The organism is Streptomyces sp. NPDC048258 (genome assembly GCF_043201995.1).
Taxonomy (GTDB): Bacteria; Actinomycetota; Actinomycetes; order Streptomycetales; family Streptomycetaceae; genus Streptomyces.
Map to the genome: position 1 here is coordinate 236,902 of NZ_JBICZH010000012.1, position 25,833 is coordinate 262,734.

The 25,833-nt window shown below is 72.9% G+C and carries 14 protein-coding genes; 8 read left to right on the forward strand and 6 right to left on the reverse strand.

Annotated elements, in window-relative coordinates; genetic code table 11:
* Window positions 1-55: 55 nt before the first annotated feature.
* Entirely contained in the window at window positions 56-1,771 is a 1,716-nt protein-coding gene (locus ACGFYQ_RS26760; protein ID WP_393748030.1) for a protein kinase, read from the reverse strand.
* Between the two features lie 424 nt (window positions 1,772-2,195).
* Between ACGFYQ_RS26760 and ACGFYQ_RS26765 the strand changes: the two genes are divergently transcribed.
* From ACGFYQ_RS26765 to ACGFYQ_RS26785, 5 genes are all read left to right on the forward strand, one after another.
* Complete coding sequence (locus ACGFYQ_RS26765) at window positions 2,196-5,993, forward strand: FHA domain-containing protein (protein WP_393748032.1); 3,798 nt, start codon at window positions 2,196-2,198, stop codon at window positions 5,991-5,993.
* Window positions 5,994-6,121: 128 nt separating this feature from the next.
* Entirely contained in the window at window positions 6,122-7,483 is a 1,362-nt protein-coding gene (locus ACGFYQ_RS26770; RefSeq protein WP_393748034.1) for an ABC transporter substrate-binding protein, read from the forward strand.
* Between the two features lie 4 nt (window positions 7,484-7,487).
* A complete protein-coding gene (locus ACGFYQ_RS26775) occupies window positions 7,488-8,819 on the forward strand; it encodes a carbohydrate ABC transporter permease (RefSeq protein WP_393748036.1) in 1,332 nt (443 codons plus the stop codon).
* On the forward strand, window positions 8,816-9,787 hold the full coding sequence (locus ACGFYQ_RS26780; protein WP_393748038.1) for a carbohydrate ABC transporter permease: 972 nt from the start codon (window positions 8,816-8,818) through the stop codon (window positions 9,785-9,787). Before ACGFYQ_RS26775 ends, ACGFYQ_RS26780 begins: the two co-directional genes overlap by 4 nt.
* A gap of 135 nt (window positions 9,788-9,922) precedes the next feature.
* The gene (locus ACGFYQ_RS26785; protein WP_393748040.1) at window positions 9,923-12,181 is read left to right on the forward strand and encodes a CDP-glycerol glycerophosphotransferase family protein; all 2,259 of its coding nucleotides are present in this window, start codon (window positions 9,923-9,925) and stop codon (window positions 12,179-12,181) included.
* Between the two features lie 420 nt (window positions 12,182-12,601).
* Here the strand turns inward: ACGFYQ_RS26785 and ACGFYQ_RS26790 are convergent, their stop codons facing one another.
* On the reverse strand, window positions 12,602-13,219 hold the full coding sequence (locus ACGFYQ_RS26790) for a TetR/AcrR family transcriptional regulator (protein WP_393748042.1): 618 nt from the start codon (window positions 13,217-13,219) through the stop codon (window positions 12,602-12,604).
* 162 nt (window positions 13,220-13,381) lie between these two features.
* Between ACGFYQ_RS26790 and ACGFYQ_RS26795 the strand changes: the two genes are divergently transcribed.
* Both ACGFYQ_RS26795 and ACGFYQ_RS26800 read left to right on the forward strand, forming a co-directional pair.
* The gene (locus ACGFYQ_RS26795) at window positions 13,382-14,287 is read left to right on the forward strand and encodes an ABC transporter permease (protein WP_393748044.1); all 906 of its coding nucleotides are present in this window, start codon (window positions 13,382-13,384) and stop codon (window positions 14,285-14,287) included.
* The gene (locus ACGFYQ_RS26800) at window positions 14,280-15,062 is read left to right on the forward strand and encodes an ABC transporter ATP-binding protein (RefSeq protein ID WP_393748046.1); all 783 of its coding nucleotides are present in this window, start codon (window positions 14,280-14,282) and stop codon (window positions 15,060-15,062) included. The genes ACGFYQ_RS26795 and ACGFYQ_RS26800 overlap by 8 nt, the downstream gene beginning before the upstream one ends.
* A gap of 215 nt (window positions 15,063-15,277) precedes the next feature.
* On the opposite strand, the gene ACGFYQ_RS26805 is transcribed toward ACGFYQ_RS26800, so the two are convergent.
* The 3 genes from ACGFYQ_RS26805 to ACGFYQ_RS26815 all read right to left on the reverse strand — a co-directional run bounded on the left by ACGFYQ_RS26805 (window position 15,278) and on the right by ACGFYQ_RS26815 (window position 21,784).
* Window positions 15,278-20,245 carry an NAD-glutamate dehydrogenase gene (locus ACGFYQ_RS26805; protein ID WP_393748048.1) on the reverse strand — a complete coding sequence of 1,656 codons (4,968 nt, stop codon included), beginning with the start codon at window positions 20,243-20,245 and terminating at the stop codon, window positions 15,278-15,280.
* 370 nt (window positions 20,246-20,615) lie between these two features.
* Window positions 20,616-21,287, reverse strand: coding sequence for an HAD family hydrolase (locus ACGFYQ_RS26810; protein WP_393748050.1), 672 nt, complete (start codon window positions 21,285-21,287; stop codon window positions 20,616-20,618).
* Entirely contained in the window at window positions 21,284-21,784 is a 501-nt protein-coding gene (locus tag ACGFYQ_RS26815; protein WP_393748052.1) for a DUF6912 family protein, read from the reverse strand. Before ACGFYQ_RS26815 ends, ACGFYQ_RS26810 begins: the two co-directional genes overlap by 4 nt.
* 359 nt (window positions 21,785-22,143) lie before the next feature.
* On the opposite strand from ACGFYQ_RS26815, the gene ACGFYQ_RS26820 reads away from it, so the two are divergent.
* Entirely contained in the window at window positions 22,144-22,602 is a 459-nt protein-coding gene (locus tag ACGFYQ_RS26820; protein WP_393748054.1) for an Rv3235 family protein, read from the forward strand.
* A 356-nt stretch (window positions 22,603-22,958) separates the two neighbouring features.
* Here ACGFYQ_RS26820 and secA read toward each other — a convergent pair whose 3' ends face one another.
* Window positions 22,959-25,760 (reverse strand): preprotein translocase subunit SecA, encoded by a 2,802-nt coding sequence (gene secA, locus ACGFYQ_RS26825; protein ID WP_393748057.1) that lies wholly within the window; start codon window positions 25,758-25,760, stop codon window positions 22,959-22,961.
* Between the last annotated feature and the right edge of the window lie 73 nt (window positions 25,761-25,833).

The following is a 25,833-nucleotide window of genomic DNA, read 5'->3' on the forward strand; positions in this document are numbered from 1 at the left end:
AAATCACGTCCCAGAAGTCGACAAATCCACGAACTCGGCGCTACGGGGGTCCGTTTCAGGGCGTGGAGGAGCCCGTGGCGTCCCCGATGGCGCCGATCCAGTCGGCGATGCCGCTGCCCCAGCTCCACACCTGGTCCCACCATCCCTTGCCGGTGCCGACCCACTCCTGGAGCGGGGTCAGCTCCCAGATCAGCCACCCGCCCACGAAGAGCAGCAGGATCATGACCAGGCAGCCCTTGAGGCAGCCGAGACCGGGGATCCGCACCGGGTTGGCGCTGCGGCGGCGCGGCTCGCGCGGCTCACGCGGAGCCTGCGGGGGCTGCTGCCGGGGCGGCGGGCTCTGCGGGGGCTGCTGCTGCGGCGGCTGCTGGGGCTGCGGCTGGCGGTACTGGGGCTGAGGCGGCTGCTGGTACGGCTGAGGCTGGCGCTGCTGCTGCGGCTGGTAGTGCTGCGGAGGCGGCGGCGGTGCGTACTGCTGCTGCTGCTGCGGCGGCTGCTGGTACTGCTGCGGCGGCGGGCCCTGCCGGTACGGCTGCTGCGGCTGGTGCTGCGGCGGCGGGGGCGCCTGCCGCTGTGGGCGGCGCCGCAGGGGGTCCTCGCTCGGGTCGAGGTACTGCATCTGCGTCTGCTCGTTGCGGTCGCGGGCGGCGCGCATCTGCGACTCCCACGGGTGCGGCTGGTCCGGCCGCTGCACCGGCGGCATGACCGAGGTGGCGTCGGCCACGCCGGCCGCACCGACCGGCGGCATGACGCTGGTCATCGCGTTCGGGTCGTAGGCGCCGATCGGCACCGCCCCGGCGCCGCCGGGCAGCACCTGGGTGGGGTCCGCGGCACCCGGGGTCTCGGGGACCGGCGCGGGCGAGGGGTCGGGCGCGAGCAGCGCGCCGACGCCGAGCGCAGCCTCCACCTCGGCGGCCGTGGAGTGCACGCCGATGCCGGAGGCGACCACGCGCAGCCCGCGGGCCAGGCTCTCGGCGCTGGGGCGCTCGTTCGGCTCCTTGCGCAGGCAGCGCTCGATGACGGTCCACAGCGGCTCGGGCACGCTCGCGGGGCGCTGCGGGTCCTCGCTGAGGTGGCGGTGGAGCACTTCGAGCGCCGTGCCGCCCGCGAAGGGCGGACGGCCGGTGAGGAGCTCGTAGAGCAGGATGCCGGCGCCGTAGATGTCCACGGCGGAGGTCTGCGGGCGGCCTTCGGCGGACTCGGGGGCGACGTAGGCCGGGGTGCCGACGAACTCGTGCGTACGGGTCAGGCCCGGGGAGTCCGCGAGGCGGGCGATGCCGAAGTCGGTGAGCATCGGCTTCATCTGTCCGCCGCGCTCGTCGAGCAGCACGTTGGCGGGCTTCAGGTCGCGGTGGACCACGCCGTCGGCGTGGCTGGCCGCGAGCGCGTCCGCGATCTGCGCGGTCAGCAGGCTCGCCGCGACGGGGGTGAACGGGCCGTTCTGGCGGAGGTACTTGTGCAGGTCCGGGCCGTCGATCAGGTCCATGACCAGCGCGAGCAGGTCGCCCTCGACGACGAGATCGCGGGTGCGCACGATGTTGGGGTGCGTCAGGCGCAGCAGGACGGAGCGCTCGCGCAGGAAGCGCATGACGATGTCCGCGTCCTGGGCCAGCTCCTCCTTGAGGACCTTGATGGCCACGGTCTCGCCGGGCTGCCCGGCGACGGCCGCCTCGGCGCCCGCGGTCTCTCGCTGGCGGGCACGCCAGACAGTGCCCGTGGCGCCGCGCCCGAGCGGCTCCTCGAGCAGGTATTTGCTGCCGACTGGCCGCACGTCTCGCGCTCCCCTGCTGTCGTCTGCTGTGGTCGATCCGCTGATTGGTTTTCCGGCCCACTCTAGGGGGTGTCCCCGTGGAAGACGCCGGGCGCCGGAGGTTGGTTGCCGCACATATGTACGAAGGGTGATGTTTGCGGGGTATGCCGGAGGCGATTTTCCCCTGCTTGCTGTCCGATTCGAGTGAGGTCGCCGCCGCGCCGCGACCGATCAAGATCACTTGTCGGCGGGTGCCGGGCGTGTTGTCGGCGACAGGTGCGAGGATGCACACGTACGGACGGCACGGGACGGGAGCCCCGCCTTCCGGCAGACCTGACCGGACGACGCGTCCGTGCCGGGTGGGGGGCGATCGGGCAGCCATGTCCCGACATTCCCCTGCCGGGCGCATACACCGCGCACCGCGCAGAAGGGACCGCTGACGGCGATGCAGATCCGGCTGACCGTCCTTGGGTCGCGCAGCGGCCACCAGCCCGCGACCGCCCCCGTGAGCTGTGACGTGCTCGTCACCGCGCCCGCCGGCACCGCGCTGGCCGCGGTCGCCTCCGGGCTCGCGGCGACCGTCGGCGGGCCCGACACCGGGGGCACGGTCGTGCTCTACGCCGGCGCCGAGCGGCTCGACCTGCAGCGGCGGGTGCTGGGCGAACCGCCGCTGGTGGACGGGGCGGTGGTGGCGCTGCACGGCCCGGTCCCGGACGTCCTGCCCGAGGAGAGCCTCGGCGCGCCCCGGCTGCACGTGGTCGCCGGACCCGACGCGGGCGGGGTGCACCTGCTGCACAGCGGGCAGATCCGGGTGGGCCGGTCCGCCGACGCCGACGTCCCGCTGGACGACCCGGACGTGTCCCGGCTGCACTGCGCGGTCACGGTGATGCCCGACGGGCGGGTTTCGGTGGCCGACCTGGACTCGACGAACGGCACCACGCTCGACGGTTCCCCGGTGGGACCGCAGCCGGTGGCCCTGCCGCCGGGCGCGCTGCTGCGGGTGGGCGAGTCCACCCTGCGGCTGGCGCCCGCGGGTGCGACCGACGCCGCTGCCCTGCCGGTGGTACCGGACCTGGAGGGTCACTTCTCGCTCCCCGGCCGCGCCGCGCCGGCCTCCGGCGCGGGGCACGGGGCCGGGCACGCCGCGCGGGGCCCGCGCGGCACCTTCCCCGACCCGCCGCCGACCGCCTCCGGCGCGGCGGGCCCGGCCACCGGCCCCGGCGAGCCCCTGGGGAGCCATCCCGGCCCCGGCACGCCCGGGTGGACGACGACCGGCGGACCGGCCACCAGCCCCGCCGGGCCCCTGGGCGGCCACCCCGAACCCGGCACGCCCGGGTGGACGACGACCGGCGGGTCGCCGGACGCCTCAGGCACCGGCGGGTCCGCCGCGCACCCGCAGACGGGCCCCGCGGGCCAAGACCCCGCCCTGCCCGGCACGGGCCGGACCGGCATCCCCGGCTCGACACCGCACCCCTCCGGCGCGGCAGAGCCGGCCACCGGCGGGTCCGCCGCGCACCCGCAGACGACCCCCGCGGGCCGAGGCCCCGTCCTCCCCGGCACGGGCCGGACCGGCATCCCCGGCTCGACACCGCACCCCTCCGGCGCGGCGGAGCCGGCCACCGGCCCCGGCGCGCCCTTGGAGGGCCGGCCCGCACCTGGCGCGACCGGGTGGCCGGCGCCCGGCGGGTCCGCCGCGTACCCGCAGACGGCCCCCGCGGGCCGAGGCCCAGCCCTGCCCGGCACGGGCCGGGCCGGTACCCCCGGCTCCACGGCGCACGCCTCCGGCTCCGGACCGGGCGAGGCCGGCGGCCCCGCCGCCGGGCCGCAGGGGGCCCACCCCGCCCCTTCCCACAGTGCCGATCGGCGGCTCCGCCGGGTAGCGGGCTCCGCCCCCGACACCGGCGGGGCCGGCGCGGGACGCGGAGGCGTACCGGACCCGGCCGTACCGACGGCGTCCGGCGCAGCCGGGTCCGGAACCCCCGGCCCGGTGCCGGCACACCCGGGGTCGCGCCCGGCAACCGGCGCCCACGGCGCCGGGTTCGGCGCGGGCCGGGACGCCGGGGCCCGGGCGGGACGCGGAGCCGCACCGGACCCGGCCGTGCCCGCGGCGTCCGGCGCAGCCGGGGCCGGCGCCCCCGCCGGGCGCCGCAGGGGGCTCGGGGCCTGGGCCCGCAAGTGGGTACGGGGCGAGGAGGCCGCACAGGCCCCCGTCGAGCCCGCGGCGGCCGCCGAGGCCGCGCCCGATCCCGACGACCCGGCCGCGCTGCTGCTGGCCGCGCTGGGGCCCACCGAACGGTTGTGGTCGCGGGGCCCCGGGCATCCCGGGCTGCTGGACGTGGGGCTCGGCGCCGGGAGCCGGGTGTCGCTGCGCACCGTCGGCGCGCTCGGCATCGCCGGTCCGCGCGCCCGGCTGGCCGGCGTCGCCCGCTGCGTGATCGCCCAGCTCGCGGGACTGCACGCGCCCGGGCAGCTGGAGATCGTGCTCCTCTCCACCGACCGGGCGCGCACGCTCGCCGAGCGCCGGCGCGACTGGGCCTGGCTCGGCTGGCTGCCCCACGTACGGCCCGCGCACGGCCAGGACTGCCGGCTGCTGCTCGCGTACGACCGCGACCAGGCGGCCGCCCGCACCGGTGAGCTGACCCGGCGCCTCGACGACGGTCCGCTCGGCACGCACTGGGCCGCCGCCGACGCCGAGCAGGTCCGGCAGGCCGCCGAGGCCTACGAAGGCCCGTACACGCTCGTCGTCCTCGACGGCGATCCCGGCGCCGGCCCGCTGCGCGACATCACCGGCCGGCTCGCCTCGCACGGCCCGGCCGCCGGGATCCACGTACTGGCGCTGGCCGAGGCTCCGGCCGCGACGCCCGCCTCCCCGGTCACCGAGACGTACGAGGCGGCCTGCGCGAGCACCCCGGCCTTCCGGGACTGCGACGCGGTCGCCCTGCTCAGCGGTGACGTGGCCACGGCGGTACGGACCTTCGCGGTCAGCGGCGGCCGACCGGTCCCGAGCGGTGGCACCGCCACCGCCGACGCCGTCTCCGCGGCCTGGGCCGAGCGGTTCGCCCGGGCGCTGGCGCCGTTGCGCGGCGACGGCGGGACCGTCGAGCCGTACCGGCCGGCCGCCGCCACCCTGCCGGCCACCGCCCGGCTGCTGGACGAACTGGGGCTGGCCCGGGCCACCCCGGCGTCCCTGATGGCCCGTTGGGCCGCCGCCACCGACCAGGGTCAGGGGGTCGGCGGCCTCGCCGAAATCGTGCTGGGCAGCGGGCGGCGCGGCGTCGTCGGCGCCGAGCTGGTCCACGACGGCCCGCACCTGCTCGTCGAAGGGCCCGCCGGCAGCGGGCGGACCGAGCTGCTGCGGTCGGTGGCCGCGTCCCTGTCGGCGGCCGCCCGGCCCGACCGGCTGGGGCTGGTCCTCCTCGACGGGGCGGGCGGCGAGCGCGGCGACGGGCTGCTCCCCTGCACCGAACTCCCGCACGTCTCGGCCCATCTGGTGGCCTCCGATCCGCTGCGGATGCGGGAGTTCGCCCAGGCGCTGGGCGCCGAGCTCAAGCGCCGCGACGAGCTGCTGGACGGGCTGGCGTTCGCCGAGTGGCACGCACGCCGCGAGGTCTCCGACCGCATGGTCTCGCCGCGCCAGCCCACCCCCGGTGAGCTGCGCGGCGACCTGGACAGCCAGCGCACGGGCACGCTCCGGCTGCGCGCCTCGGCCACCCGTACCGATCCCGCGGGGCCGAGCCCGCTGCCCCGCCTGGTGGTGCTGGTCGACGACTTCGACGCGCTGGTCGCGCCGGGGCTCGGCGCGACGGGCCGGCCCGCCGCCGGTTCGGTGGTCCGGGTGCTGGAGGCGGTGGCCCGCGAGGGCGCCCGGCTCGGCGTGCACCTGGTGGCCGCCAGCGCCCGCCCGGACCGTACGGCCGATACCGGGCTGGCCCGGCTGACGACCCTGCGGGTGGAGCTCGACGCCCCCGACCAGCCGGGCCCCGGCCGCGGCCTGCTCCGGTACGCGGACGGCCGGACGGTCGCCTTCCAGGCGGGCCGGGTCACCGGCCGGATCCCACGGACGGCGACCCTGCGGCCGACCGTGGTGCCGGTGGAGTGGGAGCGGATGGGTGATCCGCCGGCCCGCCGCCCGGTGCGTGAGCTGGGCAACGGACCGACCGACCTCGCACTGCTGGCAAGTGCCCTGGACCGGGCCTCGCACCTGGTCTCGGCGATACCCGTGCTGTTCCCGGCGGCCCCCTGACGGCCCCCTCACGGCTCCCCGACAGCCCCGGAGGCGGCCCCCGCATGCCGGGACGCGGTATTGCGGGGGCGCGCGGCTCGGCGTAGACCTGTGGTCCGGGACACATCATGAACCTCGGGGGCAGAGCCATGCGCAAGCACGGAACGAGCCGTACGACGTATCGCTGGGCGGCCCTGGCCGCGGCGGGCGCGCTCGCGCTCACCGCGTGCGGGGGTGACCCGGACGCGAAGACGGATCCGCCGCAGGGCGGGGCCTCGGCCGGGCCGAAGGTCGAATTACCGCAGCTGACAGGTGAGAAGCTCTCGGTCGCCGCCGTCTGGACGGGCCCGGAACAGGAGAACTTCACCAAGGTCCTCAAGGAGTTCGAGAAGCGGACGGGCGCCTCCGTCACCTTCGTCCCGGCCCAGGACCCGATCGTCACCTTCCTCGGTTCGAAGATCGCGGGCGGCGCTCCGCCGGACGTGGCACTGCTCCCGCAGGTCGGGGCGCTGGTCTCGGCGGTGCAGAACAAGTGGGCGCAGCCGGTGGGCCCGGAGGCCCAGGCGCAGCTCGACAAGAACTACTCGGCGGGCTGGAAGACGCTCGGCGCAGTCGACGGCACCCAGTACGGCGTGTACTACAAGGCCGCCAACAAGTCGCTGATCTGGTACAACGCGAAGGCCTTCGAGGCGGCGGGCGTGAAGCCCCCGACGACCTGGAAGGAGCTGATCACCGCGGCCGACACGCTCTCCGCCTCCGGTACGCCGGCGGTCTCGGTGGCCGGCGCGGACGGCTGGACCCTCACGGACTGGTTCGAGAACGTGTACCTCTCCCAGGCCGGCCCGCAGAAGTACGACCAGCTGGCCAAGCATCAGATCAAGTGGACGGACGACAGCGTCAAGCAGGCGCTGACCACGCTGGGCGAGCTGTTCGGGCGCAAGGACTTCCTGGCGGGCGGAGCGAGCGGGGCCCTCTCCACCGAGTTCCCGAAGTCGGTGACGCAGACCTTCACCGGCGGCGACCGCCCGGCGGCCGCGATGGTCTTCGAGGGCGACTTCGTGGCGGTGAACATCGCGCAGACCGAGGCCAAGGTGGGCACGGACGCCCTCGTCTTCCCCTTCCCGGCGGTCGGAGCCAAGGCACCGGTGGTATCGGGCGGTGACGTGGCGGTCGCGCTGAAGCCGTCGAAGGGCGCCCAGGCGCTGCTGACGTTCCTGGCCTCGCCGGACGCGGCGGAGATCCAGGCCCGCGAGGGCGGTTTCGTCTCCCCGAACAAGGGGGTCGATCCGGCCGCCTACCCCAACGACATCCAGCGGGGCATCGCGAAGGCGCTGATCGCGGCGGGCGACGACTTCCGCTTCGACATGTCGGACCAGGCTCCGGCGGCCTTCGGCGGAACGCCGGGCGCCGGGGAGTGGAAGGCGCTCCAGGACTTCCTGGCGAACCCGTCGGACGTGGCGGGCGCCCAGGCGAAACTGGAGGCGGACGCGGCCAAGGCCTACGGGAACTAGTCCGGTGAGGGCCACGGTCACCCGAGCCGCGAAGAACACCGCCCGCGACGCCGAGGCCAGGCGCCGCCGCCTGGTCGCGGCGGCGTTCCTCCTGCCGGCCCTCGTACTGCTCGGGGCGCTGGTCGTGCACCCGATCGGCTACTCGGTCTACCGCAGCTTCTTCGACCGCTCCGGGTCCGCCTTCGTCGGCGGCGACAACTACCGGGAGATCCTGAGCGACCACACGATCCGCACCGCCCTGAAGAACACGGCGCTGTGGGTGGTGCTCGCCCCGACCACGGCGACCGCCCTCGGCCTGATCTTCGCGGTGCTCACCGAACGGGTGCGCTGGGGTACGGCGTTCAAGCTCCTCGTCTTCATGCCGATGGCGATCTCGATGCTGGCGGCGGGCATCATCTTCCGCCTCGTCTACGACCACGACCCCGACCGGGGCGTCGCGAACGCGGTCTGGGTCGGGGTCCACGACACCTTCGCGGAGTCCTCGGCGTTCCCCAAGGCCCGCCCGGGCCGGGACTCCCCGCTGGCGGACGCCGGCGGGGGCGCCTTCGTGACCCGTGATCCCGTACGGGCAGGCACCCCGGTGCTGCTCCCGCTGGTCGGCGTGGCCCCGGAGGCGCTGCCCGAGGGGACCCGTACGGCCAAGGCGGCTCCCGCCGAGCCCGGCAAGGTCACCGGGACGGCCTGGCAGGACTTCACCCGCGGCGGGGGCGGCCGTACGAACACGGTCGACCCCACCGAGCAGGCCTTCGCCGGGATGCGGATCGAGGCGGTCAAGGACGGCAAGGTGGTCGACAGGGCGACGGCCCGCGCCGACGGCACCTTCACCCTGTCCGCGAAGGCCGACGGGGCGCGGCTGCGCCTGCCGGCGGTGAACTTCCAGGAGGCGTACGGGGGAGTCCAGTGGCTCGGCCCGACGCTCGTCACCCCGGCGGTCATCGGGGCGTACGTGTGGATGTGGGCCGGGTTCGCGATGGTGCTGATCGGGGCCGGGCTGGCCGCCGTACCGCGCGAGCTGCTGGAGGCGGCGCGGGTGGACGGGGCGAACGAGTGGCAGGTGTTCCGCCGGATCACCGTCCCTCTGCTGGGGCCCGTCCTGGCAGTCGTGCTCGTCACCCTCGTCATCAACGTCATGAAGATCTTCGACCTGGTCTTCGTGATCGCGCCGGGAGCGGTGCAGGACGACGCGAACGTGCTCGCGCTCCAGCTGTACCGGACCTCCTTCGGCACGGACGCCGATCCGGGCCTGGGCAGCGCGATCGCCGTCCTCCTGCTGGTGCTGGTGGTCCCGGTGATGCTGGTGAACATCCGTAGGCTGCGCAAGGAGGGGTCCCGATGAGCGGTTCCGACCGGACGCCGGACCCGACGCCGGTGGCCGAACCGGCGGTGGCGATACCGGCGGAAGCCGCACCGCCGGCCGGCAGTCGGACGGCGGGGCGGCGGACGGCCGGGAGGCGGACGGCGGGCCGGGCCGCTTACGCCAAGCTCGCCGCGAGCGGCCTCGTGCGCGTCTTCCTGGTCGCGGCCGCGCTGTTCTGGCTGCTGCCCACCCTCGGCCTGCTCATCTCCTCCTTCCTCTCCCCCACCGACCTCAACAAGGGCGGCTGGTGGAAGGTGCTGTCCGCGCCGTCGCGGCTGACGGCCGGCAACTACGAGCGGCTGCTGGCCAACGACACGATCACCGGCTCGCTGCTGAGCACGGTCGCGATCGCCGTCCCGGCGACGCTGCTCGTCCTCGTGCTGGGCGCGTTCGCCGGATACGCCTTCGCCTGGCTGGAGTTCCCCGGACGGGACTGGCTCTTCCTGGTCGTCGTCGGGCTGCTGGTCGTCCCCGTACAGGTGGCGCTGATCCCGGTCTCCGAACTCTTCGGTTACATCGGACTGTTCGAGACCACCGCGGGCGTGGTGCTCTTCCACACCGCCTTCGGTCTGCCCTTCGCCGTGTTCCTGCTGCGGAACTTCTTCGCGGAGATCCCGCGCGAGCTGCTGGAGGCGGCCCGCCTCGACGGCGCGGGCGAACTGCGGCTGTTCGCCCGGGTGGTGCTGCCGCTGGGCGGTCCGGCGATCGCCTCGCTCGGCATCTTCCAGTTCCTGTGGGTGTGGAACGACATGCTGGTCGCGCTGGTCTTCGCGGACTCGGCCAACCCGCCGGTCACGGTCGCGCTCCAGCAGCAGGTACGGCAGTTCGGGAACAACATCGACGTGCTGGCGCCCGGCGCGTTCCTGTCGATGGTGGTGCCGCTCGTCGTCTTCTTCGCCTTCCAGCGGCAGTTCGTCTCGGGGGTGATGGCGGGCGCGATCAAGTGACGCGCTCCGGTCGGCGCGACCCCGATGACGTGCGGTGTTGACCCTGCGTAACCCGAATGCCACACGCTGCGTAACCCGATCGCCACGCCAGGGGTTGCTTGGCAATATGCCCGCCCGCCGACCCCTGGATGTGCCGTGCCCCGGTTCAGCGTCATCGTGCCCGCGTTCAAGGTCCAGGCGTACCTCCAGGAGAGTCTGGACTCGGTCCTGACGCAGTCGTACCCGGATCTGGAACTGATCGCGGTCGACGACGCCTCCCCGGACGCCTGCGGCTCGATCATCGACGAGTACGCGGCCCGGGACCCCCGGGTCACCGCGGTGCACCTGGCGCACAACCTCGGGCTGGGCCCGGCCCGCAACGCGGGCCTGGCCCGGGCCACCGGCGACTACCTGGTCTTCCTCGACGGCGACGACACCCTGGCCCCCGGCGCCCTGCAGGCCATCACCGACCGGCTGAAGGCCACCGGCTCCCCCGACGTCCTGGTCTACGACTACGCGCGCACCTTCTGGACCGGCGAACTGGTGCGCAACCGCCTCTCGCACCGGCTGTCCGAGGAGGGCCCGGCCAGCTTCCGCCTCGCCGACCGCCCGACGCTGCTCGGCATGCTGATGGTGGTGTGGAACAAGGCGTACCGCCGCGAGTACGTGGAGCGCGAGGGCTTCTCCTTCCCGCCCGGCTTCTACGAGGACACCCCCTGGACCTACCCGGCGCTGCTGGCCGCGGAGTCCGTCGCCGTCCTGGACCGGGTCTGCGTGCACTACCGCCAGCGGCGGACGGGGTCGATCCTGACCACCTCCAGCCGCCGCCACCTCGACATCTTCGACCAGTACGACCGGGTCTTCGGCTACCTCGCCGGGCGCCCCGAACTGGAGCGCTGGCGCCCCGCCGTGCACCGGCGGATGGCCGAGCACTTCTGCGCCCTGTACGCCGATCCGCGCCGGCTCCCGCGCGGCATCCGGTCCGAGTTCTTCGGCCGGGCCGCCGCGCTGCTGCGCCGCTACCGGGCCCCGGGCGGGGCGGGCGCGCTGCCGCTGTCCCTGTCCCGGACCGACCGCGTCCGGCACACCCTGATGCGGCTGGGGACCCGGCGCACGTACCGGCTGCTGTCGGTCCTGCGCTCGGCGGCGCTGGCGGCGGGGCGCGGCTGCTCGGCCCTCTGGCGGGGGCTGCGCGAGACCGCGCTCCGGCTCCACTACCGGATCCAGCGCCTCCTTCCCCTCCGCTCCGAACTGGCGGTCTTCTCCGCGTACTGGCACGGCGGTTACGCCTGCAACCCGGCGGCGATCGAGGCGAAGCTGCGCGAGCTGGCGCCCCGGATGCGGACGGCGTGGATCTGCGACCCGGCGCACGCGGCGACCCTGCCCCGGGAGACGGCGGCGCTGCGCCCGGGCTCGGCGGCGTACTGGACGGCCCTCGCCAGGGCCACGTACCTGGTCACGAACGTCAACTTCGAGCGCAGCCTGGTCAAGCGCCGGGGCCAGATCCTGGTCCAGACCCAGCACGGGACCCCGCTCAAGCGGGTCGGCCTCGACCTCCAGGACCGCCCGGCGGCCACCCCGACCACGGACTTCGCGGGCCTGCTGCGGGGCGCCGACCAGTGGGACTACCTGCTCTCCGCGAACCGGCACTCCACCTTGGTCTGGGAGAAGGCCGTCCCGTCCTCGTACACGACCCTCGAATACGGCTACCCCCGCAACGACGTCTTCCACCGCGCCACCCAGGCGGACGTCCTGGACCTGCGCGAACGGCTCGGCATCGCGCCCGGCACGACCGCGGTCCTGTACGCGCCCACGCACCGCGACTACCGGCGCAGCCGGCCGGACCACCTGGACTTCGAGCGGGTGCTGCGCGATCTCGGGCCGCGGTTCACGCTGCTGGTCCGCACGCACCTGACGTACGCGGACTCCCCGGAGGCCGGCCTCGACCCGCACCCGCGTCTGATCGACGTCTCCTCCCACCCCTCGGTGGAGGAACTCTGCCTGGCCTCGGACGCGTTGGTGACGGACTACTCGTCCCTGATGTTCGACTACGCGGCGCTGGACCGGCCGATCGTGATCCACGCGGACGACTGGGAGGCGTACGAAGCCGCCCGTGGCACCTACTTCGACCTCCGCTCCTGCCCGCCGGGGGCGATCGCCCGCACGGAGGACGAGCTGGTGGACATCTTCGCCACGGGCCACTGGCAGGGCTCCCGCTCCGCGCAGCTGCGGTCTGCCTTCCGCGCGCGGTTCTGCTCGTACGACGACGGCAACGCGGCGGAGCGCGTCGTGCGCCGCGTCTTCCTGGGCCAGTCCGCCGCCGCCCCGACCCCGCCGATCATCCCCCTGGAGGACCGCCACCCCACCCCCGCGGCCCCCGCCCCGACCCCGACCCTGACCCCGGTCTGGCCGTAACCGCCGGCGCGGCTCCGCCCCTGGGGCTCCGCCCCTGGGGCTCCGCCCCAGACCCCACGCCTCAAACTCCGGCGGGGCTGAAATTGCCCTCCGGGCAATCCAGCCCCCAGCACTCCCGCTGCGCACACCTACGGCCCGAGCCGGCCAAAACCCAGCCCCGCCAGGCACAAGTCAGCCCCGCCGGGCACAACCCAGCCTCGCCAGGCACAATCCAGCCCCGCCGGGCACAATCCAGCCCCGCCGGCGTTTGAGGCGTGGGGGTCCCCCCGGACGGAGTCTGGGGGAGGGTCCGGGGCGGAGCCCCGGGTCTTGAGCCGCGCGGGCACAACCCAGCCCCGCCGGCGTTTGAGGCGCGGGGTGCGGGGCGGAGCCCCGGTCTTTCAGCCCCGCCGACGATCGAGGCGCAGGCGGCCCCGGGGATCAGGCGGCGCGCAGGCCCGCGACGACCGAGCGGGCCAGGTCGTCCAGGTAGCCGGCGGGCACGGCTTCGCGGACGACCACCTGCCGCCAGTACAGCGGCCCGATCGCCAGATCGAGCGCCCGCCCGGGGTCGACACCCTCCGGCAGCTCGCCCCGCGACACCGCGCCGGAGACGATCCCCTCCGCCATCCGCCGCTGCCCGTCCAGCAGAGCGCCCCGCACCGCGTCCGCGATCTCCGGGTTCCGCGCCGCCTCGACCAGCAGGTCGGGAATCACCGCCGAGGCCACCGGATGCCGCAGCACGTGTGACATGACCTCCAGCAGGGCCCGTACGTCCCCGTACAGCGACCCCGTCTCCGGCACCGGCAGGCCGTCCGCCGCGAAGGCGCCCACCAGGTCCAGGACCAGGTGCAGCTTCGACTTCCACCGGCGGTAGACCGCGGTCTTCCCCACCCCGGCCCGCCGCGCGATGCCCTCGATGGACATCCGGGAGAAGCCGACCGCGGCCAGCTCCTCGACCACCGCCGCCCGGATCGCCTCGGTCACGTCCTCGCGCAGGACGGCGGCCCCGGCAGGGGCACGGCGGGCGGGGGCGGGGGCGGCAGGCTCCGTGGTCATGCACACAGCATAGCTTCGCGCGTCACGACGATACGGTTGCGTTCCGACGAACCGCACCCTACCCTCACCGTAGCGACGATACGGACCCGTCCCTCCCCAGCTGCCGCTGGGAGGTAGTAGCCCCGGCCAGCGCACGCCCCGACCCCGGCGAAAGCGATCCTTGTGACCACCGCGACCGCACCCAAGACCGCACCCGCACCCGCGACCCCCGCGGAGCTGGCCGCCGCCCACGGCCTGACCCTCAGCGGCGCCCGCCCCACGCTCCCCCGCTACATCGCGGAGCTCTGGGGCCGCCGCCACTTCGTCACCGCCTACGCGACCGCCCGTATGCAGGCCACGTACAGCACGGCGAAGCTCGGCCAGGTCTGGCACCTGGTGACCCCGCTGCTCAACGCGGCGGTCTACTACTTCATCTTCGGCATCGTCATGCGGGCCAGCCACGACGTGCCCGACTACGTGCCGTTCCTGATCACCGGCGTCTTCGTCTGGGACTTCATCGGCAGCTCCATCAACGCCGGCACCCGGGCCGTCCACAGCAACCTCGGTCTGGTCCGCGCCCTGCACTTCCCCCGCGCGAGCCTGCCCCTCTCCACCGTCATCCAGCTCTTCCAGCAGCTGCTCGTCACCATGGGCGCTCTGGTCGTCCTGCTGCTCGCCTTCGGCCAGACGCCCGCCCCGTCCTGGTTCCTGGCCGTCCCGACGCTCCTGCTGATGGCCTTCTTCGCCGCCGGCTGCGCGATGGTGCTGGCCCGCATCGGCAGCAAGAGCCCGGACGTCAGCCAGCTGATGCCGTTCGTCCTGCGCACCTGGATGTACTCGTCGGGCGTCATGTGGTCCATCGACTCGATGCTCAAGAGCGACCACCTGCCGCACTGGGTGTCGATGATGCTCAAGCTCAACCCGGCGGCCGTCTACATCGACCTGATGCGCTTCGCGCTGATCGACAGCTTCGAGGCGCACTCGCTTCCGCACCACGTGTGGCCGATCGCCATCGGCTGGGCCCTGCTCGCCGGCGTCGGCGGATTCATCTACTTCTGGAAGGCTGAGGAGGAGTACGGCCGTGGCTGACACCGCAACGAAGACCCGCGTCCCCACCGTGATCGCGGACGAGGTCCACGTCGTCTACAAGGTCCACGCGGGCGGCGGCCGCAAGGGCGGCGCCACCGCGGCGCTCAGCCGGATCTTCTCCGGCAAGCCCGCCCCCGGCGTCCGCGAGGTGCACGCCGTCAAGGGCGTCAGCTTCACCGCGTACAAGGGTGAGGCCATCGGCCTCATCGGCTCCAACGGCTCGGGCAAGTCCACGCTGCTCAAAGCCATCGCCGGCCTTCAGCCGGTGGCCCGCGGCGCGGTCTACTCGCACGGCCAGCCCTCGCTCCTCGGCGTGAACGCCGCCCTGATGAACGACCTGACCGGCGAGCGCAACGTCATCCTCGGCGGCCTCGCGATGGGCATGTCCAGGCAGCAGGTCCAGGAGCGCTACCAGGACATCGTCGACTTCTCCGGCATCAACGAGAAGGGCGACTTCATCTCCCTGCCCATGCGTACGTACTCCTCCGGCATGGGCGCCCGGCTGCGGTTCTCCATCGCCGCCGCCAAGGACCACGACGTGCTGATGATCGACGAGGCCCTGGCCACGGGCGACGCCGCCTTCCAGCGGCGCAGCCAGGCCCGCATCGAGGAACTCCGCGAGCGCGCGGGCACCGTCTTCCTCGTCAGCCACGGCATCAACACGGTCCGCGAGACCTGCGACCGCGCGATCTGGCTGGAGTCGGGCGTCCTGCGCATGGACGGCCCCTCCGCCGAGGTCTGCGACGCGTACGAGGCCTTCACCGCGGGCCGCTGACCCTCCGGCCCCCTTCCCAGCCTCGGCGGGGCAATCCCAGCCCCGCCGGCGGACCAACCCCGGCTCCGCCGGCGTTTGAGGCGCTGGGGGTCCCCCCGGACGGAGTCTGGGGGAGGGTTCGGGGGCAGAGCCCCCGCAACGGAGCCGCACCCGCACGCGAACGGGCCGGGCCCGGGACCACAAGGTCCCGGGCCCGGCCCGTTCCGCGAGAACGACTAGCTATGGGCGCGCAGCAGGCTGCGCATCGTCCGCATCGCCACCGACAGGTTCGCCAGGTCGAAGGCGTCCGAGCCCCGGATCTCGTCCAGGGTCGTCCGGGCCCGCCCGATGATCGCCGCGTTCTTCTCCTCCCACGCCCGGAAGCGCTCCTCGGGAGTCGAGCTGCCGTTGCCCACCGACAGGACGTCGGCGGTCAGGGCCGCGTGCGCCGCGAACAGGTCCTCGCGGATGGAGGCGCGGGCCATGGACTGCCAGCGGTCGGCCCGCGGCAGCTCGATGATCCGGTCCATCAGCTGGGTGATGTCCAGGCGGTCGGCGAGGTCGTAGTAGACCTCGGCGACGTCCAGCGGAGCCACCCCGGTGCGGTCCGCGATCGCGACGACGTCGAGCGTCGGGAAGGCCGAGGAGAAGCCGGCGACCTTGGCCGCCAGTTCCTCCGGGACGCCCTCGCCCGTCAGCTCGTCCATGATCGACTGGTACCACTCCAGGTCGGCGCCGCGCACCAGCTTCGGCAGCTCGGCCCAGACGTGACCGACCCGCTCCGCGAAGAAGTCGATGGTCTCGGTGATCTGGAGCGGCTGCGGCCGGTTGTTCAGCAGCCAGCGAGTACCGCGCTCGACCAGGCGCCGCGAGTGCAGCCGGATCCGGGTCTGGACGCCGGCCGCGACCTTGTTGTCGAGGGCCTCCACCGAGTCCCACACCTCGGCCAGGCCGAAGATCTCACGGGCCGCGAGCTGCGCCCGGACGATCTCCTCCGTGGAGGCGCCGGTCTCCTCGCGCAGGCGGTGCAGGAAGGTCGAACCACCCGTGTTGACGGTGTCGTTGACCAGGAGCGTGGTGGTGATCTCCCGGCGCAGCGCGTGCCCCTCGACCTGCTCGGGGAACTTCTCGCGCAGCGCGGCCGGGAAGTACGCGTAGAGCAGGCGGCGCAGGTACGGATCGTCCGGCAGCTCGGTGGCGATGAGCTCGTCCGCCACCGTGATCTTGGTGTAGGCGAACAGGACGGCCAGCTCCGGCTGGGTCAGGCCCCTGCCGTTGCTCAGCAGCTCACGGATCTGCCGGTCGGTGGGCAGGAACTCCAGCTGCCGGTTGAGCAGGCCTTCGCGCTCCAGGCGGCGCATGAAGCGCTGCTGCGCGTGGAGCAGGCTGGGGGCCTGCGCCGCGCCGTTGGCGAGCGCCGTGTTCTGCGCGTAGTTGTTGCGCAGCACCAGCCCGCCGACCTCGTCGGTCATCTCGGCGAGCAGCTTGTTGCGCTGCTTGACGGTCATGTCGCCGTCCGCGACGACCGCGTTGAGCAGGATCTTGATGTTCACCTCGTGGTCGGAGGTGTCCACGCCGGCGCTGTTGTCGATGGCGTCGGTGTTGATCTTGCCGCCCTCGCCGTCGGCGCCGGAGCGGGCGAACTCGATCCGGCCGAGCTGGGTCAGGCCCAGGTTGCCGCCCTCGCCGATGACCTTGGCCCGCACGTCGGAGCCGTTGACGCGGATGGCGTCGTTGGCCTTGTCGCCGACGTCCGCGTGCGTCTCGGCCGTGGCCTTGACGTACGTACCGATGCCGCCGTTCCACACCAGGTCCACGGGGGCCTTGAGGATCGCCTGCATCAGCTCGGCCGGCGTCATCTTGGTGACGCCCGCCTCGATACCGAGGGCCGCGCGGACCTGCGCGGTGACCGGGACGGCCTTCGCGGAACGCGGGTGGATGCCGCCGCCCGCCGAGATCAGCGAGGTGTCGTAGTCGGCCCACGAGGAGCGCGGCAGCTCGAACAGGCGCCGGCGCTCGGCGTACGAGGTGGCCGCGTCCGGGTTCGGGTCGATGAAGATGTGCCGGTGGTCGAAGGCCGCGACCAGGCGGATGTGCTCGGAGAGCAGCATGCCGTTGCCGAAGACGTCGCCGGACATGTCGCCGACACCGACGACCGTGAAGTCCTGGGTCTGGGTGTCGTGGCCGAGCTCGCGGAAGTGCCGCTTGACGGACTCCCACGCGCCGCGGGCGGTGATGCCCATCCCCTTGTGGTCGTAGCCGGCCGAGCCGCCCGACGCGAAGGCGTCGCCGAGCCAGAAGTTGTACGAGACCGCGACCTCGTTGGCGATGTCGGAGAACGTCGCGGTGCCCTTGTCGGCGGCGACGACGAGGTACGTGTCGTCCCCGTCGTGGCGGACCACGTCCTCGGGCGGCACGACCTCGCCCGCCACCAGGTTGTCGGTGATGTCGAGCAGCGCCGAGATGAACATGCGGTAGCAGGCGATGCCCTCGGCGAGCCAGGCGTCACGGTCCACGGACGGGTCCGGGAGCTGCTTGGCGACGAAGCCGCCCTTGGCGCCGACCGGCACGATCACCGTGTTCTTCACCATCTGCGCCTTGACCAGGCCAAGGATCTCCGTGCGGAAGTCCTCGCGCCGGTCGGACCAGCGCAGACCACCGCGCGCGACCTTGCCGAAGCGCAGGTGCACGCCCTCGACCCGCGGCGAGTACACCCAGATCTCGTACGCCGGGCGGGGCGCCGGCAGGTCCGGGATGGCCTGCGGGTCGAACTTCATCGACACGTAGTCGTGCCACTCGAAGCCCCGCGCCTCCTGGAAGAAGTTGGTGCGCAGGGTGGCCTTGATGAGGGTGAGGAAGGCCCGCAGGATGCGGTCCTCGTCGAGCGAGGCGACCTGGTCCAGGGCCCCGTCCAGCTCCTCCAGCATGGCGTCGACGAGCTCGGTGCCGGCGGTCTGCCGCGCGGGCGACAGCCGGGCCTCGAACAGCGAGACCAGCAGCCGGGTGGTGTGGACGTTGTTGCGGAGGGTGTCCTCCATGTAGTCCTGGCTGAAGGTGGAGCCGGCCTGGCGCAGGTACTTGGCGTACGCGCGCAGGACGACGGCCTGCCGCCAGGTGAGCCCGGCGCTCAGCACCAGGGTGTTGAAGTTGTCGTTCTCCGCCTCGCCGGTCCAGACGGCCGAGAAGGCCTCCTGGAAGCGCTCGCGGGCGTCGTCGCCGAGGTACGAGTCGCCGTTGGCGCCGGCGGCGGGCATCCGCAGGCCGAAGTCGTAGATCCAGGCGCTGACCCGGTCGGTGCGGCGCAGCTCGTACGGGCGCTCGTCGGTGACCTCGACGCCCAGGCGCTGCAGCACCGGCAGGACCGCGGAGAGCGAGACCTGCTCGCCGGTGCGGTAGATCTTGAAGCGGCGCTCGCCGGGGGCCGCGCCGACCGGCTCGTACAGCGAGAGCGCGAACGGGCGGTCGCTGGCGGAGAGCTTCTCCAGGTGGCACAGGTCGGCGACGGCCGCGCGCGGCGAGTGGTCGGCCTTGTAGCCCTCGGGGAAGGAGGTGCCGTACTTGCGCAGCAGTTCGGCGGCGCGCTCCTCACCGAGCTCGGCGACCATGGCCTCGGCGAAGCCGTCGGCCCAGGAGCGGGCGGCGTCGACGAGGCGGCCCTCGATGCGCTCGACGTCGGTGTCGGTGAGGACGGGCAGTTCCTTGCCCTGCGGGACGCGGACGACGAAGTGGATGCGGGAGAGGATCGACTCGGTGTTCCAGGCGGTGAAGTCGACGCTGATGCCGTCGAGCTCCTCCTTCAGGATGTCCATCAGGCGCAGCCGGACGCCGGTGGTGAACCGGTCGCGCGGCAGGTAGACGAGCGCCGAGTAGTAGCGGCCGTACTCGTCCTGGCGCAGGTACAGCCGCAGCCGGCGGCGTTCCTGGAGGTAGAGCACCGAGGTGACGATCGACTGGAGCTGGTCGACGGGCGTCTGGAACAGCTCGTCGCGCGGGTAGGTCTCCAGGATCTGCAGCAGGTCGCGGCCGTCGTGGCTGGACGGCGCGAAGCCGGCCCGCTCGAGGACCTCGGCGACCTTGCGGCGGACGACCGGGACGCGGCGCACGGACTCGGTGTACGCGGCGGAGGAGAACAGGCCGAGGAAGCGGCGCTCGCCGACGACGTTGCCGTCGGCGTCGAACTTCTTGACGCCCACGTAGTCGAGGTACGAGGGGCGGTGCACGGTGGAGCGGCTGTTGGCCTTGGTCAGCACCAGCAGGCGGTGCTCGCGGGCCTTGGCGCGGGCGTCGGCGGGCAGCCGGTTGAAGGACGGCGAGACGGGGTGGCCGTCGTCCTTGCCGCTGTGGTGCGGGTCGGAGCGCAGGATGCCGAGGCCGGTGCCGGGGACGGCCGAGAGGGCGTCGCCGTCGACGAGGTTGTACTCGCGGTAGCCGAGGAACGTGAAGTGGTCGTCGGCGAGCCAGCGCAGCAGTTCGCGGGCCTCTTCGAGCTCGTACTCGCGCAGGTCCGGGGCGGTCGGCTCGTCGGGCAGGCCTTCGGCGATGCGCAGCGCCGCGTCGCGCATCTTCTCCCAGTCCTCGACGGACTCGCGTACGTCGGACAGGACGCGCAGCAGGTCGCCGGTGATCTGCTTGAGGTCGGCGCGGTCGGTCTCGCGGTCGATCTCGACGTGGATCCAGGACTCCACGAGGGAGTCGTGGGGGCGCGCGGTGCGGGGACCGTGCGCGTCGCAGTCGGGGCCGAGGATCTCGATCAGCTTGCCGGCGATGTCACGGCGGACGACGACCTGCGGGTGGATCACGACGTGGATGCCGCGGCCCTGGCGGGACAGCTCGTTGGTCACGGAGTCCACGAGGAAGGGCATGTCGTCGGTGACGACCTCGACGACGGAGTGGCTGGAGGTCCAGCCGTTCTCCTCGACGGTGGGCGTGTGCACGCGCACGTTCGCGGTGCCCTGCGGCCGGTTCTCCGCGAGCCGGTAGTGCGAGAGCGCTGCCCCGAACACGTCGACCGGGTCCCGGTCCAGCAGGTCTTCGGGGGCGGTGTGCAGGTAGTAGCGCTGGAGGTAGGCGAGCACTGTGTCCCGGTCGGGACGCTCCCCCTGCTCGGACCCAGTCGGAAGTAGCCCCCCGGCCGGGCTGTTCTCAGCTACCCGTGCCGCCCGCGCGAGCAGCTCGGCCTTTGCTTCGTCCAGCTTGGTCTGCATGTCCTCTGGCTCCTGTCGCGCGCCATTGCGTGACGTAGGTGAAGAAGGAAGGAAGGGCGTAGCGCCGCGAGGCGGGGAATCCGTTCGGGATCGACGCTATGCCGTCGAGAAGGCCTGCCGGGAGGGAATCGGCCATGATCGGCGAGAGGTCCCGGCGGCGGAAATCAGCGAAGGCCCGGGCACGGTTGTGCGCCGGGCGCAGGCCGGAGGCTCCAGTGCCCCCGATGACTATCGCGCTGATCACGGGTACAAGGCTATCTCGCCCCACCCCCAGGTCGTCATGCACTGCTTCTGTACAAATCTTGGGGTGGAACTTTGACACTCTGGCCAGCGACGTGAAGAGCAGTCCGTGCAGTGGCCTGTCCAGTGCCTATTCGGACAGCTCGCGAGCTGTCCGTACGGCGTCGGCCAGGGTGTCGACGACGGGCACACCGGCCGATTCGAGACTGCTGCGGCTGTGCGAACCGCCCGTGTAGAGGACGGCCCGGGCGCCGACGTGGGCCGCGGCGAGCGCGTCGTCCACGGCGTCTCCGATGAGGACCGTACGTTCCGCGGTCACCCCCGTCCCCTCCAGGGCGGACAGGTGGCGTACGAGATGTCCTGCCTTGCTGGTGTGGGAGGGACCGACGCGTCCGTCGACGCGCAGGAAGTGCCGCTCGATGCCGTGGAACCGTACCAGCGGCACCAGCTTCTCGTGGGGCGCGAGGGACAGCAGCGACTGGGTGAGCCCGTCCCGCTGCCAGCCCTGGAGCAGTTCCAGGGCACCCTCGGCGAGCCCGGCGTCCTCGGCGGCGGCCCAGTAGTGCCGGTGGAACGTGTCGTCCATGACCAGCCACTCCTCATCGGTGGGCAGCCGGCCCATGAGGCGCTCGTAGAACTTGGGCACCGGTACGACGTACAGGTCGCGGTACGTCTCCAGGGTGATCGGCGCGAAGCCGAGCTCGGCGAAGCTGGCGTTGGTCGCAGCCATCACGGCGTCGATGTCGTGGAGCAGCGTGCCGTTCCAGTCCCAGACGATGTGCGTCGCGTGTACGGAGGTCACTTGAGCAGCCCCGGAATCTCCTGCACGCCGAACCACAGCAGCTCGTGGTCCTCGGCTCCGTCGACGGTGAACTGCGCGTCGTCGTCCCCGGCGTCGGCGGCGTCGACGGCCGCGGCGGCGGCGGCCACGTCCTGCTCGGCGTCGTCGGCGTCGACGTGCACGGCGGCGGCCACGGCGAGCCGTACGGCGTCGGCGAGGGCGACCTGGCCGAGGGTGGCCTCGTCGACCCCGGGGGTGGCGGTGGCGGCCTTGTCGGCGACGTCCAGGGCGACGACGACCCGCCTGCGCGGGGCCGCCGGGTCGGCGGCGATCAGCCGCAGGGAGGCGGCCGCGGCGCGGCTCAGGGCCGCGTACTCCAGCTCCTCGATGTCGTCCGACACGTACCACTCGCGCAGCCCGGGCGTGACGGCGTACGCACGCAGCGGACCGGGGCCCAGCTCACCCGCCTTGTGCGCCTCGGCGAGCCCGGGGAGGGTCAGGGGGACGTACACGCGCATGGCCGGCTGCTTTCGGTAGTCGGAAACGTCCCCAGGATACGACCGCCCCCACTCCCACCGGGAGACGGCCGCCCGCCCCCGGGTGCGCGCGACGGCGGCGGGGCCCGCGCCCCTGTGGGTGACGGCCCCGTCCCCCTTCGGGGTGCGGGAGCGGGACCCGCGGCCGTCCACCCCGGTCCCTTCGGGCACGCCGCCGAGGCGCCGGGCAGCGCGCCACGCACTCGGATAGGTGAACCGGGCCGGGGGCTGGGCCCGGGGAGGCGGACGGTTGCGGAGCGTGTTCGGGCGGCCGTAGAAGATCCCCACCAAGTTACCGCCCGGTACCGCTCCGGGCCCGGCCTGTTCGGGGGCAGATCGCGATGGACACCACCACGATGCGCGGCACGATCGGCGGCGAGGCGGCCCGCCGCCGGACCGGCGGCCAGTCCCGGACCCGGCCCGCCGGGAGGCGCGACACGCGGCGCCCGGCGGCCCCGCCGCGGGCCCTTCGGCTCGGCCCGCACCACTGGTTCGCCGAACGCCTCCTGGCAGTCGTCAGCGGCCTCCGGCCGGTCCACTCCCTCCTCGGCCACACCGTCGGCCCCGCCTACCAGCAGCTGGTCACCCTGGCCCCCTCGGGCTGGGGCGACCCCGAGCGCGACCGCCTGCGCCCGGTCGTCCGCCAGTGCGGCCGCTTCACCCCGGGCCCGGGCGTCATCGAGGCCTTCGCCCGCATCGCCACGGGCGACCGCATGACGGCGATGGCCTTCCGCCTGGAACAGGGCCCGGACCTCCGCTGGCGCTGCGCGGCAATCGAAATCCAGGGCCGCCGCCCCTGATCCCCGCCGGCCCACGCCCCAGCCCCGCCGGCGTTCGAGGCGCGGGCTCCGGGCCGGAGCCCCGACCTTCAGCCCCGCCGGCGCTTGAGGCGCAGGGCCCGGGGCGGAGCCCCGACCTTCAGCCCCGCCAGCGTTCGAGACGCGGGGTCCGGGGCGGAGCCCCGATCCTGAGCCCCGCCGGCGTTCGAGGCGCGGGCTCCGGGCCGGAGCCCCGATCCTCAGCCCCGCCGGCGCTTGAGGTGCGGGGGTCCGGGGGCGGAGCCCCCAGCAGCGGCGCCGCACCCGGCATACGACACGGCCGGGGCCGGACACCCCACGGTGTCCGGCCCCGGCCGGTGGATCAGCCCCGGGCGGGGCTACTTCTTGCGGCGACGCCCGCCGGAAGCCTTCTGCGCCTTGCGCCGCTCCGCCCGCGTCATCCCGTCACCGTCACCACCGGCACCCTCGGACTCGAAGTCGCCCTCGACGACCCCGCCCTCCCCGTCGACCGTCGGCGCCGAGAAGTGCAGCCGGTCCGGCCGCTGCGGAGCATCCAGCCCCTTCGCCCGGATCTCCGGACGCCCGGCCGGCACGGGCTCCTTCGTCAGCGACGGCGCCGCGTCCTGCACCGGAAGCTCCTCGACCTGCTGCTCGACCTGAACCTCCAGGTTGAACAGGTAGCCGACGGACTCCTCCTTGATGCCGTCCTGCATGGCGTTGAACATGTCGAAGCCCTCGCGCTGGTACTCGACCAGCGGGTCCTTCTGGGCCATCGCCCGCAGGCCGATGCCCTCCTGCAGGTAGTCCATCTCGTACAGGTGCTCGCGCCACTTGCGGTCCAGCACCGACAGCACCACGCGCCGCTCCAGCTCGCGCATGATGTCGGAGCCGAGCGTCTTCTCGCGCGCCTCGTACTGCTCGTGGATGTCGTCCTTGATGGACTCCGCGATGAACTCGGCGGTGATGCCCGCCCGGTCGCCCGCGGCCTCCTCCAGCTCCTCGATGGTGACCTTCACCGGGTAGAGCTGCTTGAAGGCGCCCCACAGGCGCTCCAGGTCCCACTCCTCGGCGAAGCCCTCGACCGTCTCGGCCGCGATGTACGCGTCGATGGTGTCGTCCATCATGAAGCGCACCTGCTCCTGCAGGTCCTCGCCCTCCAGGACGCGGCGGCGCTCGCTGTAGATGACCTCGCGCTGGCTGTTGAGGACCTCGTCGTACTTCAGGACGTTCTTGCGCGTCTCGAAGTTCTGGGTCTCGACCTGCGACTGGGCCGACGCGATCGCGCGCGTCACCATCTTGTTCTCGATCGGCACGTCGTCCGGCACGTTGGCCATCGCCATGACGCGCTCGACCATCTGCGCCTTGAACAGCCGCATCAGGTCGTCGCCCAGCGACAGGTAGAAGCGGGACTCGCCCGGGTCGCCCTGTCGGCCGGAGCGGCCGCGCAGCTGGTTGTCGATACGGCGCGACTCGTGGCGCTCGGTGCCCAGCACGTACAGCCCGCCGAGGTCCTTGACCTCCTCGAACTCGGCCTTCACGGCTGCCTCGGCCCGGGTGAGCGCCGCGGGGAGGGCGTGCGCCCACTCCTCGATGTGCTCCTCCGGGTCCAGGCCCTGCTGACGCAGCTCGGCCTCGGCGAGGTCGTCCGGGTTGCCGCCGAGCTTGATGTCGGTACCGCGGCCGGCCATGTTCGTGGCGACCGTGACCGCGCCGCGGCGGCCGGCCTGGGCGACGATCGTCGCCTCACGGTCGTGCTGCTTGGCGTTGAGCACCTCGTGCGGGATGCCCCGCTTGGAGAGCTGCTGGGAGAGGTACTCGGACTTCTCGACCGACGTCGTACCGACGAGGATCGGCTGGCCCTTCTCGTGCTTCTCCGCGATGTCGTCGACGACGGCGGCGAACTTCGCGACCTCGGTCCGGTAGATCAGGTCCGGCTGGTCCTTGCGGACCATGTCGCGGTTGGTCGGGATCGGGACGACACCGAGCTTGTAGATCTGGTGGAACTCGGCGGCCTCGGTCATGGCCGTACCGGTCATGCCCGACAGCTTCGAGTAGAGGCGGAAGAAGTTCTGCAGGGTGATCGTGGCGAGGGTCTGGTTCTCGTCCTTGATGTCCACCCCTTCCTTCGCCTCGATCGCCTGGTGCATGCCCTCGTTGTAGCGGCGGCCGGCGAGGATACGGCCGGTGTGCTCGTCAACGATCATGACTTCGCCGTCGAGGACGACGTAGTCCTTGTCCTTCTTGAACAGTTCCTTCGCCTTGATGGCGTTGTTCAGGTAGCCGACGAGCGGGGTGTTCACCGACTCGTAGAGGTTCTCGATGCCGAGCCAGTCCTCGACCTTGGCGACACCGACCTCGTGGATGGCGACGGTGCGCTTCTTCTCGTCGACCTCGTAGTCGCCGGTCTCCTCGATGCCCTTCAGCGGCTGGCCGGGCTCGCCCTTCTTCAGGCGGGTCACCAGCTTCGCGAAGTCCCCGTACCACTTCGTGGCCTGGTCGGCCGGGCCGGAGATGATCAGCGGGGTGCGGGCCTCGTCGACGAGGATCGAGTCGACCTCGTCGACCACGGCGAAGTTGTGGCCGCGCTGGACGAGCTCGTCCTGGGACCACGCCATGTTGTCGCGCAGGTAGTCGAAGCCGAACTCGTTGTTCGTGCCGTAGGTGATGTCGCAGCTGTACTGCTCGCGGCGCTGCGCCGGCGACATGTTCGCCAGGATGCAGCCGACCTCCAGGCCGAGGAACTTGTGCACCCGGCCCATCAGCTCGGAGTCGCGCTCGGCGAGGTAGTCGTTCACCGTGATCAGGTGGACGCCCTTGCCGGACAGCGCGTTCAGGTACGCGGGCAGGGTGCCGACGAGGGTCTTGCCCTCACCGGTCTTCATCTCGGCCACGTAGCCGAGGTGCAGCGCGGCGCCACCCATGATCTGGACGTCGTAGTGACGCTGGCCGAGGACGCGCTTGGCGGCCTCGCGCACGGTCGCGAAGGCCTCGGGCAGCAGGTCGTCCAGGCTCTCGCCGTCCTGGAAACGCTGCTTGTACTCGTCCGTGAGCGCCCGCAACTCGGCGTCGGAGAGGTTGACGAAGTCCTCTTCGATGGAGTTGACCTGGTCCGCGATGCGGTGCAGTTTGCGCAGGATCTTGCCTTCGCCTGCACGCATGAGCTTGTTGAAGACGGACACCGAGGTTTGTCTCCTTGCCGGTCGGGCCTGGGCACTGTACGTACACGGGCACGGCAGGTGGGCCCCACCGCAA